This is a genomic window from Campylobacter sp. CNRCH_2015_0814 (assembly GCF_025772765.1).
Classification (GTDB): domain Bacteria; phylum Campylobacterota; class Campylobacteria; order Campylobacterales; family Campylobacteraceae; genus Campylobacter_D.
The window spans coordinates 1-14,857 of sequence record NZ_JAKMSR010000010.1 but is presented as its reverse complement, the minus strand read 5'-3'; the positions used below and the strand labels follow the sequence as shown (position 1 = coordinate 14,857).

General features: G+C 28.9%; 13 protein-coding genes. 9 read left to right on the top strand and 4 right to left on the bottom strand.

From position 1 onward, the window contains the following. Nucleotide 1: 1 nt before the first annotated feature. The 3 genes from L8X24_RS06415 to L8X24_RS06405 are packed head-to-tail and all read right to left on the bottom strand — an operon-like array spanning nt 2 to nt 3,464. Nucleotides 2–1,042: a D-alanine--D-alanine ligase gene (locus L8X24_RS06415; RefSeq protein WP_263664102.1), complete on the bottom strand. Its 1,041-nt coding sequence runs from the start codon at nt 1,040–1,042 to the stop codon at nt 2–4. Nucleotides 1,043–1,059: 17 nt separating this feature from the next. Continuing rightward, complete coding sequence (ruvA, locus tag L8X24_RS06410; protein WP_263664101.1) at nt 1,060–1,611, bottom strand: Holliday junction branch migration protein RuvA; 552 nt, start codon at nt 1,609–1,611, stop codon at nt 1,060–1,062. Between the two features lie 5 nt (nt 1,612–1,616). Then, nucleotides 1,617–3,464: a FapA family protein gene (locus L8X24_RS06405; protein WP_263664100.1), complete on the bottom strand. Its 1,848-nt coding sequence runs from the start codon at nt 3,462–3,464 to the stop codon at nt 1,617–1,619. A 125-nt stretch (nt 3,465–3,589) separates the two neighbouring features. Between L8X24_RS06405 and murJ the strand changes: the two genes are divergently transcribed. The 9 genes from murJ to rseP are packed head-to-tail and all read left to right on the top strand — an operon-like array spanning nt 3,590 to nt 13,898. Further along, nucleotides 3,590–5,044: a murein biosynthesis integral membrane protein MurJ gene (gene murJ / locus L8X24_RS06400; protein WP_263664099.1), complete on the top strand. Its 1,455-nt coding sequence runs from the start codon at nt 3,590–3,592 to the stop codon at nt 5,042–5,044. After that, the gene (gene cysS / locus L8X24_RS06395; RefSeq protein WP_263664098.1) at nt 5,044–6,426 is read left to right on the top strand and encodes a cysteine--tRNA ligase; all 1,383 of its coding nucleotides are present in this window, start codon (nt 5,044–5,046) and stop codon (nt 6,424–6,426) included. The genes murJ and cysS overlap by 1 nt, the downstream gene beginning before the upstream one ends. Further along, a complete protein-coding gene (locus L8X24_RS06390) occupies nt 6,419–8,182 on the top strand; it encodes an ABC transporter ATP-binding protein (protein ID WP_263664142.1) in 1,764 nt (587 codons plus the stop codon). The genes cysS and L8X24_RS06390 overlap by 8 nt, the downstream gene beginning before the upstream one ends. 51 nt (nt 8,183–8,233) lie before the next feature. Further along, the gene (locus L8X24_RS06385; protein ID WP_263664097.1) at nt 8,234–9,292 is read left to right on the top strand and encodes a quinone-dependent dihydroorotate dehydrogenase; all 1,059 of its coding nucleotides are present in this window, start codon (nt 8,234–8,236) and stop codon (nt 9,290–9,292) included. After that, the gene (locus L8X24_RS06380) at nt 9,289–10,530 is read left to right on the top strand and encodes a M16 family metallopeptidase (RefSeq protein WP_263664096.1); all 1,242 of its coding nucleotides are present in this window, start codon (nt 9,289–9,291) and stop codon (nt 10,528–10,530) included. Before L8X24_RS06385 ends, L8X24_RS06380 begins: the two co-directional genes overlap by 4 nt. 2 nt (nt 10,531–10,532) lie before the next feature. Then, on the top strand, nt 10,533–11,429 hold the full coding sequence (gene dapA, locus L8X24_RS06375; protein WP_263664095.1) for a 4-hydroxy-tetrahydrodipicolinate synthase: 897 nt from the start codon (nt 10,533–10,535) through the stop codon (nt 11,427–11,429). Then, complete coding sequence (locus L8X24_RS06370) at nt 11,429–12,208, top strand: enoyl-ACP reductase (RefSeq protein ID WP_039618024.1); 780 nt, start codon at nt 11,429–11,431, stop codon at nt 12,206–12,208. The genes dapA and L8X24_RS06370 overlap by 1 nt, the downstream gene beginning before the upstream one ends. A gap of 51 nt (nt 12,209–12,259) precedes the next feature. Beyond that, nucleotides 12,260–12,790 (top strand): CDP-diacylglycerol--glycerol-3-phosphate 3-phosphatidyltransferase, encoded by a 531-nt coding sequence (gene pgsA / locus L8X24_RS06365; protein WP_257928099.1) that lies wholly within the window; start codon nt 12,260–12,262, stop codon nt 12,788–12,790. A gap of 1 nt (nt 12,791) precedes the next feature. After that, nucleotides 12,792–13,898, top strand: coding sequence for an RIP metalloprotease RseP (rseP, locus tag L8X24_RS06360; protein WP_263664094.1), 1,107 nt, complete (start codon nt 12,792–12,794; stop codon nt 13,896–13,898). Here the strand turns inward: rseP and L8X24_RS06355 are convergent. Further along, nucleotides 13,895–14,725, bottom strand: coding sequence for a hypothetical protein (locus L8X24_RS06355; RefSeq protein WP_263664093.1), 831 nt, complete (start codon nt 14,723–14,725; stop codon nt 13,895–13,897). The genes rseP and L8X24_RS06355 overlap by 4 nt on opposite strands. Between the last annotated feature and the right edge of the window lie 132 nt (nt 14,726–14,857).

The window sequence follows — 14,857 nt, the reverse complement described above, 5'->3', positions numbered from 1 at the left end:
ATTATAACTTACCTTTTTGTCCATTAATGCTGTGAATAAAAGCATAATCGATCTTAATTTGCTTTTCTAGCTCTATATTTTTTGCTAAATTATCAACTATGTTAGTAAAATCTTCAAATAAATAATTTGCCAATGATCCTGGATTTGGATTGATCTCATTTAAATAAACCTCATCACCTATCACAAAAAAATCACAGCGAATCAAAGCTCCTTTAAATAAAGGATTATAAATTCTCGTAAAATTATCTCTTAGTTTTTGCTTTAATTCTTCACTAATACTTGCTTCACTGACTTTAGAACTTTCTGAAAAACCTAAATATTTTTGTTCAAAATCTAAAATTTCATTTTTTCTAGGCTCTTCAATGATAGAAAATTCCATTTTTTCACCTATCATACAACCTGCTAAGTTATATTCTTTAATATTGCTTACAAATTTTTCAACCACAACATCCTCATCAAATTCAAAAGCAACATCTTTAGCATATTTAAGCTCGCTTTCATCTTTAACTATACTTATACCTATGCTACTACCTAATCTTGCAGGCTTTAAAATACAAGGAAAGTCTAAAGAAACATTTTGCTCTTTATGCAAATTTAAAACTTTATAATCAAGTGTTTTTACCCCTACACTTTGTGCATAAAGTTTAGTTAAAACCTTATTAAAAGATAAAACACTAGCTTCTATGCGCGGTCCTATGTATTTTATACCATAAAAATCAAGCAAAGCAGCTATTTTGCCATCTTCGCCATCTTTTCCATGTACGATATTTACCGCTACATCAATGTCAAGTTTTTTCTCGCCTAACATAGTTTTTATAAAAAACCCACCCTGCTTTAGCACCAAGACTTTTTCTTTTTTATAAGCACCACTACTAAAAGTTTTTGCATTCATTTTTTCTTCATCTATAAGAAAAAATTCTTTATTTTTATCACAAAATATAAATTTTTTTTGCGCTTTGAGTACTTTTTTTAATACCACAGCACTCACAATGCTAATTTCATGCTCATAAGAATTTGCACCAAAAATTACACCATATATCATTATATTTTTCCTTTTTATTATGCTAATTTTTTCAAAGCCTCTTTAATAAGCTCACTAGTATTTTTACTCTCACAAGTTCTTAAAACCTTTAAAATATTTTCTTGTTTAAAACCAAGTGAAAGTAAAGCTGCCAAAGCTTGCGCTTGGTCTTGATTGGAATTTTCTATATTGATTTTTGCATCACTTAACTCAGCTATAATTCTTTTTGCGCTCTTTGGACCAATACCAGGAACCTTTTTAAATACACTCTCATCACCACTTTGCAAAGCTGCATAAAAAGTATTAGTATCTAAACTTGAGCAAAGTGCCATAGCAGTAGTTGCTCCTATACCACTAATTTTGATTAATAATTCAAACATTCTTTGCTCGTTAATGTCTAAAAATCCATATAATTTATGAGAGTCTTCTTTGATAATTTGTGTGATTAAAAACTCAACCTTTTGATCTTTTTCAAAATTACTTGAGCAAAAAATCGACACATAAACACCATAACTTACCCCACTTGAAGTTTTTAAAATTACAAAAGTAGGTTCTTTTTTACTCACTATTCCTTCAATTGCCACTATCATTTAGCTTATTCCTTGTAATTGCTAATAGAGCGAATTTCATAAACACTTATTCCATCTTCAGTATCTATCTTTTCAAGTTCAAAACACTCAATCATCTCATCATTACGCGGATGATAACTTAATTCTTTTCTAGGATTTAATAAAACAAATTTAACCTCGTTTAAATCCATCCATTTTCCACTTTTATTAATAATTTTTGATTTTAAAAGTTCATCTTGAATTTTTTTAAGCTTTTCTATATTTGCTTTTTCTTCCTCTTTTAAAGTTTCTATCTTATTAGCTAAAATATTTAAATTTTCAATCTTTTGATTAAAATCTTTAATAGTAATCTTATAAGCTTGCGGTATAGCTCTTTTTGCACTCATTAATTCTTTTGTTTTTTGCTGTAAAATTCTCACAGAATCTTTACTCACATGGATAGTATGCTTGGTTTCTTCAATCTCCTTGACTAAATTTTCTTGTTCTTTTTTTAACTCTTCAATATGCAAAAGTATTTCCTCGCCACTTTTTTCTTTATCAAAAGCTTTGAGATCTTGAATTACAAGTTTATTGCCACTTCCTTGAATTTTTTCAACGCGGATTAAACTTTTAGCACTACATAAACAATTTCCACCAAGTTCTTGTATATAAATTTCATCCGCAATAATCTCCCCACCCACAGCCTTTTTGATATTTACTTTTTTAGCCTTGATAGAGCCATTTTCTAAAGTTTCAGCAAAAACTTCCTCGGCCTCACAACATCCTCTTAAGATATTAACCTCAACCTTTTGCCCTATAATAGTGCTTTTATGATGCATATTACCTTTAAGAATTACTTTTTTACCTCTTAAGACAGAATCTTGAGCCATATTACCAGTAACTTCTAATTCTTGAGCCTCAACAGTAATCCTAGGACCTATTGCATCTTCTAAACTATTTGTATTTTTAATCACAATGATAACTTGTTTATCAAAACCCGCCCAAATAGAACCCGTACTTTTAAAATCAACCTTATTAAATTCTAAATAATTTTCTATCTCATAAATAGATTTTTTTTGGATAATAAAGCCATCTTTTTTGGCAATATATTTTATGCTTTCATCATCTTCTTTAACTTCAAAATTATCCGAACAAACAACTTTTTCTTTATTTGTTTTTGGCGGAAGTGCTTTTAAAATTTTAAATCTTAAATCCTTGCCATCGCTACCCTCTTTTGGTTTAATCCTCTCAATAGCCACCTCATCTTTTCCTATGGGTGCTACATAGTTTCTATTCATCACATCATTGTGCTTTTTTAGATTTTCTAGGTAGTGATATTGAATTTCTTCATTTGTAGGCTCTTGAGGATTAACTCCCTTGCATACTTCAAATTCAACTTCAAAATCAAATTTTTGCTTTTCTTTAACTTTGGTATTAAAATCAATAATTTGCTTTTTAAAATCAAAAATTCTAAATCCAAGCAAATATTTTTCTTTTATCATTGCTTTATAAATAGCTTCTAAAAGCTCTAGTGCCAATTTATCATGAAAAGCAATAATTTCACTGGCTTTAACACTAGCTTTTAATAAAGTGCAAATTTCATTAGTGTATAAACTGATCTCAAAAGCTGGTGAGTGTGCAAATTTTTTAAAATAAATTTCTATTTTATACTCTTGCTCTATACTTAAATCATGAATTAAAAATTTTTCATCTTCTTCAAAAATTTTTAATTCTTTTTCATTAACTTTTATCCATTCTTGATTATCATAAGTATAAGAAGTACTAAAACTTAATAATCTAAAATCAAGTTCATCAACTTCGCATTTATTTTCAGAAGCAAATATCAAAAGCTCTTTATAAGGGTCTTTAGTATATAAAATTTTCTTCTCTTCCATAGCTTAAGCTTCCTTATTGTGTATAAAATTTTGATTTTAGCAAAAATAAAATCAAAATTTAGTTAAAATTATTGCTACTAAAAAATTTTATAATACTCAAACTAATATTTAAAGAATGAAAATTAATGAGAAAAAATATTATTTTTAAAAATTTTATCATCAATGCCTTAGGAATTTTATTTTCTAGGATTATGGGTGTTTTAAGAGATATTGTTTTAGCTTTATATTTAGGGGCTGGAATTTATAGTGATATTTTCTTTGTAGCTTTAAAAATGCCTGCTTTTTTTAGAAGAATTTTCGCTGAAGGAGCCTTTGGACAAGCCTTTTTACCAAGTTTTTTAAAAGCGAGTAAAAAAGGTGCTTTTTGTATAAATGTCTTATTGCAATTTAGTATTATTGTTTTTTTAACCTGTGTTTTAGTGAGTTTTTTTGCTGAATTTTTTACAAAAATTTTTGCCTTTGGTTTTAATAAAGAAACGATTATTCTAGCCGCACCTTTAGTTTCTATTAATTTTTGGTATTTGTTTTTTATTTTTTTAGTAACTTTTTTAGGCTCTTTGTTAAATTATAAACAAAATTTTTTCATCACTTCTTTTTCTGCTTCATTTTTTAATCTTTTTGTTGTGATTGCCGGATTTTTTGTTAGTCAAGATGAACCTTTAGAAGCTTTGTATTATTTTTCATATGCGACTGTTTTAAGTGGTCTAGCTCAACTTATATGGCATATTTTTGCTTTAAAAAACACTAGAATTTTAAAAAGTATGTATTTAAGCATAAAACTTAAAAAAACAAAGACTAATTTAGATAAGTTCCACTCTACATTTACCCATGGACTTTTAGGCTCTTCGGCAAATCAAATTAGTTCTTTATTAGATACCACTATAGCTAGTTTTTTAATGGCTGGAAGTATTTCGTATTTGTATTATTCTAACAGAGTTTTTCAGCTTCCTTTAGCTCTTTTTGCAATCGCTCTAAGTCAAGTAAGCTTCCCAAAAATACTAAGACATTTAAAAGCAAATGAAGAACAAAAAGCCTTGGCTTTTATGCAAAAAGCTTTTGAGTATTTAAGCGTGCTTTTGATTTTAGCTAGTATAGTGGGGATTATCTTAGCTAAAGAGATTGTGGAGTTTTTGTTTCAAAGAGGAAATTTTAATCAAGAAGATACAAAAATCACTGCATTTTTATTACAAGCTTATCTTTTGGGGCTTTTACCTTTTGGTTTGCAAAAACTTTTTTCTTTATGGCTTTATGCTAAATTTAAACAAAAAATAGCCGCTATAATAGCCTTTAAAACACTTTTTATATCAGCATTTTTTAGCATAGTGATTATTTTACTCATCAAAGAAGAAGCCTATAAGAGCTTGGGTATTGCACTAGCTTCATCTATTAGTGCTTTTTATTTATTGTATGCTAATATTAAAGAATTTGGTTTTAAAAATCTTTGGGGTATTTTTAGGGTTAAATTTTGGCTTATTAGTATAGTATTTTTAAGTTTATTTGCTTTAGGCTTATTTGAAATTAAAGATATTTTAATACAATTTTTAATTGAAATTTATCATTTTTTTAAAGGTTTGTTTTAATGGTTTTTTTTGATAGTGTTTTAAAGAAAAAATGCGAATTTATCCCACATGAGGCAAAAAAAGCAAATATTTATTTATGCGGGCCTACTGTATATGATGATGCGCATTTAGGACATGCAAGAAGTAGTGTATGTTTTGATTTTTTAAGAAGAGTTTTGATAGCAAATGATTATGAAGTAGTTTTTGCTAGAAATTACACTGATATTGATGATAAAATCTTAAAAAAAATGCAAGAAAGTGGTAAAAGCTTAGAAGAAATTACAAATTTTTATATTAAAAGATATGAAGAGGATATGCAAGCACTTAATATCTTAGAACCTGATTTTAAACCAAAGGCTACAACTTATATTGAGCAAATGATTACATATATAGAAAAACTTTTAGAATTAAACCTAGCTTATAAACTTAAAGATGGGATTTATTTTGATACCAGCAAAGATGATAAATACTTTTATATCTCTAAAAGAAATTTAGAAGACAATCAATCACGCCTTGAAGAAAGCGTGGCTAAAAAAAACGATAGCGATTTTGTTTTATGGAAATTTGATGAAAAATTTTATCCTGCAAGTTTTGGCAAAGGAAGACCAGGTTGGCACACAGAATGTGTTGTGATGATAGAAAGTATTTTTAAAGATAAACTTGACATTCACGCAGGGGGCATAGACTTACTTTTTCCTCATCATGAAAATGAAGCTTGCCAGTGTCGTTGTAAAAACAATCATGAATTAGCTAATTTTTGGTTGCATAATGGCTTTGTACAAATTAATGGTGAAAAAATGAGCAAAAGCCTGGGAAATAGCTTTTTTCTAAAAGATTCTTTAAAACTTTTTAGTGGAGAGGTTTTGAGATTTTATCTTTTAAGTGTGCATTATAGAGCGCATTTTAACTATGCTTTAGAAGACTTACAAGCTGCTAAAAAAAGACTTGATAAATTTTACCGCTTAAAAAAACGCTTAAATTTAAATGTTTTTATAGATGAAAAAACTACCATAGAAAGTGAAGTAGCTAAAAATATCTTAGAAGTTTTAAATGATGATTTAAATGCCTCTAAAGCCTTAGCTTTACTTGATGAGTTTATCAATGAAAGTAATATTTACTTAGATCAAAACCCAAAAGATAAAACTTATAAAATACAAGTAGAAAAAACCTTAAAAGAACTTGCTTTTATTTTTGGTATAGGCTTCATAGATACCATAAAATATTTTCAATTTGGCATTAGTGAAGAAAAATGTCAAGAAATAGAAGAAAAAATCACTCTACGCAACAAGGCAAAGCAAGAAAAAAACTATGCCCTAGCAGATCAAATTCGTGATGATTTAGCTAAAGAGAATATTCTTTTAATGGATACACCAAATGGTGTGGTATGGGAGAAAAATGGATAAAAACTACAAAGAAATGAAGCTTAAAGAGGTTTTTACTCGCTTTAAGCCTTATTATAAAGATTATTGGTTTTATTTTGTTTTAGCTATCATTGGCATGCTTTTAACTAGTGGTGGCACAGCAGCTAGCGCATACATCATAGAGCCTATTTTAAATAAAATTTTTATAGAAAAAAATGTTAATTTGCTTTACTACATGCCTTTACTTGTTGTTTTAATTTATGCTTTAAAAAATCTTGGTGCTTATATGCAAGTTTATTATATATCTTATGTTGGGACAGATATTTTAAGAAGATTAAGAGAATTAGTTCTTGGCAATCTTTTGCGCTTAGATATGAGTTTTTTTCATAAATACAGAAGTGGGGAATTAATCAGCAGGTGTACTTCTGATATTGGAGCTTTGCAAAATATAGTTTCTACTATCATACCTGAAATTTTAAGAGAAAGTTTAACTGCCATTGGACTTTTAAGCGTAGTGATTTATCAAAGCCCAAAACTTGCTTTTTTTGCTTTAGTTATTTTACCTTTAGCAATTTACCCTCTTGCTATTTTTGCTAAAAAAATCAAAAAAATAGGACGCAATACCCAAGAAAAAAATTCTGATCTTACTTCAAGATTAAGTGAAATCTTTTCCAATATAGAACTTATTAAAGCTTCCAATGCAGGCAAAAATGAAATGCAAAAATTCAGCCAAACTAATAGCGAAGTTTGTAAACTTTCCTTAAAGGGCATTAGAATCGAAGCTTTGAGTAGCCCTTTAATGGAATCTATGGGTTCAATTGGCTTTGCAATAGTAATTATAATAGGTGGTAAAGAAGTAATCGATGGAAGTTTAAGCATAGGTTCTTTTTTTAGTTTTACTACAGCTTTATTTATGGCTTATACTCCTATTAAAAGACTTTCTTCACTTTATACAAGATTACAAAATGCTGTGGCAGCTAGTGAGAGAACTTTTTATCTAACTGATTTAGAACCACAAATTAAAGGTGGTGAAGAAAAACTTACAGAAAATATCCAAAATATCCATTTTAAAAATGTCTCTTTAAGCTATCAAAAAGATAAAATGGTATTAAAAGATGTAAATTTTTCTTTTAACAAAGGAGAAATTCTAGCCTTAGTTGGATCAAGCGGTGGAGGAAAATCTTCTATTATCAATCTTTTGATGTATTTTTTTGAAAAAGATAGCGGTGAAATTTTAATCAATCAAAAAGATATTAGCTCTTTTGATATTGTTAGTTTAAGAGAAAATATCTCTTTGGTAACTCAAAATATTTATATATTTAATGACACTATAGCTCAAAATATAGCTTATGCTAAAGAATATAATGAAGCACGTGTAGTAGAGGTTTTAAAACAAGCTAATGCTTATGATTTTGTTCAAGAACTTGGTGGTATACATACTGAATTAAAAGAACATGGAAAAAATCTCTCCGGTGGACAAAAACAACGCATTGCTATAGCAAGGGCTTTATATAAAAATCCTCAAATTTTAATTTTTGATGAAGCAACCTCAGCACTTGACAATGAAAGCGAAAAAGCCATAGTAAGAACTATAGAAAGCTTAAAAAAAGATCGTTTGATACTCATCATCGCTCATAGACTTAGCACTATAGAAAATGCTGATAAAATTGCTGTGCTTGATAAAGGAAAAATAGCTTCTATAGGAAATGATGCTTATTTAATGCAACATTGTGAAATTTATCAAAAATTAAAACAAAAAGTACAAAAAACTGATAAAGTCAAAGAAAATGAAAACTAAAAATTATCATTTTTTTAGTACAATATGCTATTTTGCAAATAAAGGAAAAATATGACTTATGAAAGCTTAAAACCTTTAATATATAAATTAGATCCAGAAAATGCTCATGCTCTGGCTGAATTTAGTATGCGGACGCTAGATTGTATATTTCCTGGAGGGCTTAGTTTTTTTGCAAAAGATCGTGTAATAAATGATGAAATTTTAAATCAAGAAATTTTTAATCTGAATTTTTATAATCCTGTGGGTTTAGCAGGTGGTTTTGATAAAAATGCAACTATGATAAGACCACTAAGTGCTTTAGGTTTTGGTTTTTTAGAGTATGGAACTTTTACTCCAAAACCTCAAAATGGTAATGAAAAACCTAGACTTTTTAGACTTGTTGAACAAGAAAGTATTCAAAATGCTATGGGTTTTAACAATAAAGGCAAAGACGCCATTGCAAAAGAAGTAAAAAAAGTCTATCCTTTTAGCATACCTTTAGTAGCAAATATAGGTAAAAACAAAATCACCCCAAATGAAGAAGCTATTAATGATTATATTATTTTATTAAAAGAATTTAAAGATTTATGTGATTTATTTGTGATTAATATCTCCTCTCCAAATACCAAAAATTTAAGAGATTTACAAAGCGAGGAATTTGTAAGTACTTTATTTAACCAAGCAAAAGAAATCACAAATAAACCTGTGATTTTAAAAATTGCTCCAGATATGAATATAGACAGCGCAATTTCACTTTGTAAAAGCGCTATTAGTGCAAAAGCTAATGGTATTATCATGGCAAATACTAGTATAGATTATTCTTTGATTGATAATGCAAGAACTTTTGGCGGGATTAGTGGTAGATTAATCACCCAAAAAAGTGCGACATTTTTTAAAGAAGTAGCTAAAGAAATTTATCAAGATACTATTTTAATAGCAAGTGGAGGCATAGATAGTGCTGAACTTGCTTATGAGCGCATTAAAAATGGGGCTAGTTTGGTTCAAATTTATACAGCTATGATTTTTAAAGGACCAAGTATTGTTAAAAATATCAATCAAGGCTTAATTGAACTTTTAAAACAAGATGGTTTTAATCATATTAGTCAAGCTATAGGAGTTAATTTTAAATGATTAATTATAAAAAAATCACCCTTGAAAATAAACTTGAAGTCTATACTTTACCTGTAAATAAAAAAAGCGGGGTTATAAGTGTAGATATTTTTTATAAAGTTGGCTCAAGAAATGAAAAAATGGGAAAAAGTGGCATAGCTCATATGCTTGAACATTTAAATTTTAAAAGTACAAAAAATTTAAAAGCAGGTGAATTTGATGAAATAGTCAAGGGTTTTGGCGGAGTGGATAATGCAAGCACGGGCTTTGACTATACGCATTATTTTATAAAATGCTCTAGTGAAAATTTAGATAAGTCTTTATGGCTTTTTGCTGAATTAATGCGTAATTTAAATTTAAAAGATGATGAGTTTCAGCCTGAAAGAAATGTAGTTTTAGAAGAAAGGCGTTGGAGAACTGATAATAATCCTTTGGGATATTTGTATTTTAGATTATACAATCATGCCTTTTTACACCATCCATATCACTGGACCCCGATAGGCTTTTTTAAAGATATACAAAATTGGAAAATAGAAGATATACAAGATTTTCATCAAACTTTTTATCAACCTAAAAATGCTATTTTGCTTGTAAGTGGCGATATTAACGAAGATGAAGTATTTACTTTAGCTAAAAAGCATTTTCAAGATATAGAAAATACCAAAGAAATCCCTATAGTGCATGAAAAAGAACCTGAGCAAGATGGTGCTAAACGTGTGATCTTGCATAAAGAAAGCGATACACAATTGCTAGCACTTGCATATAAAATTCCTGCATTTAATCATGAGGATATGCCAAAACTTTGCGCATTGAGTGAGCTTTTAGGAAATGGAAAAAGTTCTTTAATAAGTGAAATTTTAATTGATAAATTAGAACTTATCAATGAATTTTATGCTTATGCAAGTGAAAATATAGATGAGAATTTATTTATATTTATTTGTGTTTGCAATGAAGGCATAAAAGCAGAAGATGTTGAAAAAGAGCTTTTAAAAATTCTTGAAAATATAAAAAATGCTAAATTTGATGATACTATCATGGAAAAAATCAAAAACACCGTAAAAAGTGATTTTATTTTTTCACTAAGCAATGCAAGTAGTGTTGCAAATATTTATGGATCTTATCTTGCTAAAGGCGATTTAAAACCTTTACTTGATTATGAAAAAAATATAGAAGATCTAAGCAAAGATGATTTAATTCATTGTGCTAGAAAATATTTCAATGAAAACAAATCTACTACAATAATCTTAAAAAAGGAGTGAAAATGGACAATAAAATCATCATAGGAGCAATGACAGCTTTAATAACTCCATTTAAAAATGGGAAATTAGATGAACAAACTTACCACAAACTCATCAAAAGACAAATAGCAAATGGGATTAATGCAGTAGTGCCTGTTGGAACAACCGGAGAAAGTGCCACCTTAACCCATGAAGAACATAGAATTTGTATAGAAATAGCATTAGATGCTTGCAAGGGAAGTTCTTGTAAGGTTTTAGCAGGAGCAGGAAGCAATGCTACCCATGAAGCTGTAAGTTTGGCTAAATTTGCACAAGAGCATGGAGCTGATGGTATTTTAAGCGTTACTCCATATTATAACAAACCCACACAAGAAGGTTTGTATTTACATTATAAAAAAATAGCAAAAAGCATAGATATACCTGTACTTTTATACAACGTGCCAGGAAGAACAGGTTGTGAGCTTCAAACAGAAACCATTATAAGATTATTTAGAGATTGTGAAAATATTTATGGAGTAAAAGAAGCTAGTGGGAGCATTGATAAATGCGTTGATTTGCTAGCACATGAGCCTAGAATGATGCTTTTAAGCGGAGAAGATGCGATTAATTATCCTATACTTTCAAATGGCGGTAAAGGTGTGATTTCAGTTACTTCAAATTTACTTCCTGATATGATTTCAAAATTAACTCATCTAGCTTTAGAAGAAAAATATATTGAAGCTAAAAAAATTAATGATGAGTTATATAATATCAATAAAATTTTATTTTGCGAAAGCAATCCTATACCTATTAAAGCAGCAATGTATATAGCAGGTTTAACCCCTACCTTAGAATATCGTTTGCCACTTTGTAAACCTAGTGATTGCAATTTAGCAAAAATAGAAGCGATTATGAAAAACTATAATATCAAAGGATTTTAATGGATACTTTTTTTCAAAATAAAACTTTAGTAATTAGCGGTGGAACAAGAGGGATTGGTAAAGCTATTGTATATGAGTTTGCAAAAGCAGGAGCCAATGTAGCTTTTACTTATAATTCTAATGCAGATTTAGCTCAAGAAATTGTAAAAGATTTAGAAAATAACTACAAAATCAAAGCAAAGGCTTACGAGTTTAACATACTTGAACCAGAAACTTATAAAGAATTATTTGAAAAAATCGATCAAGATTTTGACAGAATAGATTTTTTCATCTCTAATGCTATTATCTCAGGTCGTGCCGTTGTAGGTGGATATACTAAATTTATGAAATTAAAACCTCGCGGAATAAATAATATTTTCACAGCAACCGTAAATGCATTTGTAGTTGGAGCACAAGAAGCAGCAAAAAGAATGGAAAAAGTTGGTGGAGGTAGTATATTATCTATTTCTTCAACAGGAAATTTAGTACATATTGAAAATTACGCAGGACACGGTACAGCAAAAGCAGCAGTTGAGGCTATGGCAAGATATGCTGCAACCGAACTTGGTTCTAAAAACATCCGTGTAAATGTAGTAAGTGGTGGACCAATTGACACTGATGCGCTTAAAGCATTTACAAATTATGAAGAAGTTAAAAATGCAACTATTAATCTTAGTCCACTAAACCGTATTGGACAGCCTCAAGATTTAGCAGGAGCATGTTTATTTTTATGTTCTGATAAAGCAAATTGGATCACAGGACACACTTTAATCGTAGATGGTGGTACCACTTTTAAATAATTCATTACCCCATTTTGGGGTATTTTCTTTAAACACAAGGATTAACAAACAATGAATTTACCTAATATCTTAGCATTTATAAGGATATTATTAGCTCCACTTTTGTTTTTTTTACTTATTAATGATTTTGAAAATATTCATCCCAGTTGGGTAAATTATTTTGCTTGTGTTGTTTTTGGTATAGCTGCCTTGACTGATTTTTTTGATGGTTATATTGCAAGAACTTGGAATCAAACTACAAAACTTGGAGCTATTATAGATCCACTAGCAGATAAAATGCTTGTTTTGGCTGCTTTTTTAGGATTATTACTCACCCAAAAAGCTGATCCTTGGATGATTTATATTATTTTAGTAAGAGAGTTTTTTATAACCGGTTTTCGAGTAGTTATGGTGAGTGAAAAATTTGATGTAAGTGCTTCTTTTGCAGGAAAAATAAAAACAACCTTTCAAATGATAGCCATTATATTTTTAATCATGCAATGGCCTTTTGCTAATACATTGTTATTTATTGCCTTAGTACTTACACTTTATTCGGCTTTTGAATACATACTAGCTTATACAAAACATTTAAAAAAGGTATAATTTGAAATCATATTTATTTTTATTTATTATCTTAGCTATTGGCTTTAAATTTTATTCTTTTAGCTTTTTAATAACGCTTTTGGTTATATCTTTTTTAATTTTTTTTCACGAGTTAGGACATTTTCTAGCCGCAAAACATATGAAAGTAGATGTAGAAATTTTTAGTATAGGCTTTGGAAGAGCTGTTTTTAAAAAAACTTACAAAAACACAGAATATCGCTTATCTGCTCTACCTTTTGGTGGTTATGTTAAACTCAAAGGACAAGATGATTTAAATCCTAGCGAAAAAAATTACGAACCAAATAGCTATAACACTTTAAGTCCTCTAGCTAGAATTTACATACTTTTTGCAGGACCATTTTTTAACTTTTTTCTAGCATTTTTACTTTATACAGCCATAGGTTTTTTAGGAGTTCAAAAACTTGCACCTGTTATTGGCAATATAGCACCAAACTCAGCTGCGCAAAAAGCAAATTTACAAATTGGAGATAAAATCCTAGCTATAGATGGAGTTAAAATTCAAAGCTTTGAAGAAATCGGTAAACTTGTGCATATAAAACCAACCTTACTTAGTATAGAACGCGATGGTAAACTCATCAACATCACCCTAACTCCACAAATTGATCAAGGTTATAATGAGTTTTATCAAAAAGTTCAAAAACCACTAATTGGCATAGCACCTAAGGGTGAGTTTGTTACTATTTATCATCCAGGATTTAGTAGTTTAAAATATGCTTATGAAGAAAGCATAGAAGCTTCTTTACTTATTTTTAAAGGTCTTGCTAAAATCATCAGCGGGGAATTAGACGCTAAGAATATGGGTGGAATCATCACTATGGTGGATATAACTTCCAAAGCAGCAAATACTAGCATAGTGGTTTTATTTTTAATCACCGCTTTAATTTCTATCAACCTTGGAGTATTAAATTTACTTCCCATTCCAGCGCTAGATGGAGGGCATATACTTTTTAACCTTTATGAGTTAGTCTTTAAAAAAGAAGTGCCAAAGGTATGTTTTGAATATCTTAGTTATTTTGGCATGGCTTTACTTTTAAGTTTAATGGTGTTTGTAACTTATAATGATATTACTCGTTTTATGAGTAATTAATAAGTCCTAGTAGCAAAATCATAGCGATTAAATTCACCTATATTGTTTTTACGGTAAAAACTATTATAAAATTGCTTACTTAAACTTTGCTCATAATTTAGTCTAAATCTTACCCACATTGCTGTTTGATCTTTGGCGCTGGTTTTTTCATCTTGATAATTAAGTGATAAATCTAAAATAGAAATTGGAGAATAAGTAATGTTATATTGATTTTGTAATTCTTTTATATTAGAATTTACATTTAAAACATTCAAATAAGGCAAATCAAACATCAAACCAAGCTCTGTGCTATCTTCACTATCATTTTCTTTTATATTATAGTGATTAGCATAAGCTTTAAAATAATGACTAAATTGAAATTCAGCACCAAAACTATTTTTTTCATAAGCTTCTTTATACTGATCATTAAAATAATTAAAACCTAAATTAAACTCATCAAATTCATAACGATTAATAAGTCCTAAAGAATAAGCTTGTTCTAATTGCCCTATTCTTGCTTGTTTTTCTAAAAGTAAAGTAGCATTTTCATAATCTAGTATTGAATTAATATTTTTTATATTTACATTTAAAGCATCATAGTCTAAATTAGCCTCTGTTTTATCCTTAGAACTTAAATTTAAAACTTGACCTAAAGAATTACTAGCAAAAGAACTAAGATCTGTACTTTGAGCTTGGTATTCTTGTGGTTTTTGAAAAAATACTTGCTTAGAAACAGTGTTTGACTTTTGATATTTGCTAATATTAGCCTCACCCTCACCTAAGCTTTCTTCTAAATTTAAAGCAAATGCATTTATGCATATACAGCTTAAAAAAATGTATTTTTTCACTCAACCTCTAATGTATTATTTTATAAAGATACAAATTTCACATTTATCATGAAATATTGCTAACTCTATATTTATAATAGCATTATATTTTTACAATATGACTAATTAACAATATTTTTAATAACAAAGCAA

Coding starts and splice junctions, on each gene's coding strand:
- L8X24_RS06405 (WP_263664100.1), bottom strand. CDS start 3,464: ATGGAAGAGAAGAAAATTTTATATACTAAAGACCCTTATAAAGAGCTT.
- L8X24_RS06415 (WP_263664102.1), bottom strand. CDS start 1,042: ATGATATATGGTGTAATTTTTGGTGCAAATTCTTATGAGCATGAAATT.
- L8X24_RS06390 (WP_263664142.1), top strand. CDS start 6,419: ATGGATAAAAACTACAAAGAAATGAAGCTTAAAGAGGTTTTTACTCGC.
- ruvA (WP_263664101.1), bottom strand. CDS start 1,611: ATGATAGTGGCAATTGAAGGAATAGTGAGTAAAAAAGAACCTACTTTT.
- L8X24_RS06385 (WP_263664097.1), top strand. CDS start 8,234: ATGACTTATGAAAGCTTAAAACCTTTAATATATAAATTAGATCCAGAA.
- L8X24_RS06380 (WP_263664096.1), top strand. CDS start 9,289: ATGATTAATTATAAAAAAATCACCCTTGAAAATAAACTTGAAGTCTAT.
- murJ (WP_263664099.1), top strand. CDS start 3,590: ATGAGAAAAAATATTATTTTTAAAAATTTTATCATCAATGCCTTAGGA.
- pgsA (WP_257928099.1), top strand. CDS start 12,260: ATGAATTTACCTAATATCTTAGCATTTATAAGGATATTATTAGCTCCA.
- dapA (WP_263664095.1), top strand. CDS start 10,533: ATGGACAATAAAATCATCATAGGAGCAATGACAGCTTTAATAACTCCA.
- L8X24_RS06370 (WP_039618024.1), top strand. CDS start 11,429: ATGGATACTTTTTTTCAAAATAAAACTTTAGTAATTAGCGGTGGAACA.
- cysS (WP_263664098.1), top strand. CDS start 5,044: ATGGTTTTTTTTGATAGTGTTTTAAAGAAAAAATGCGAATTTATCCCA.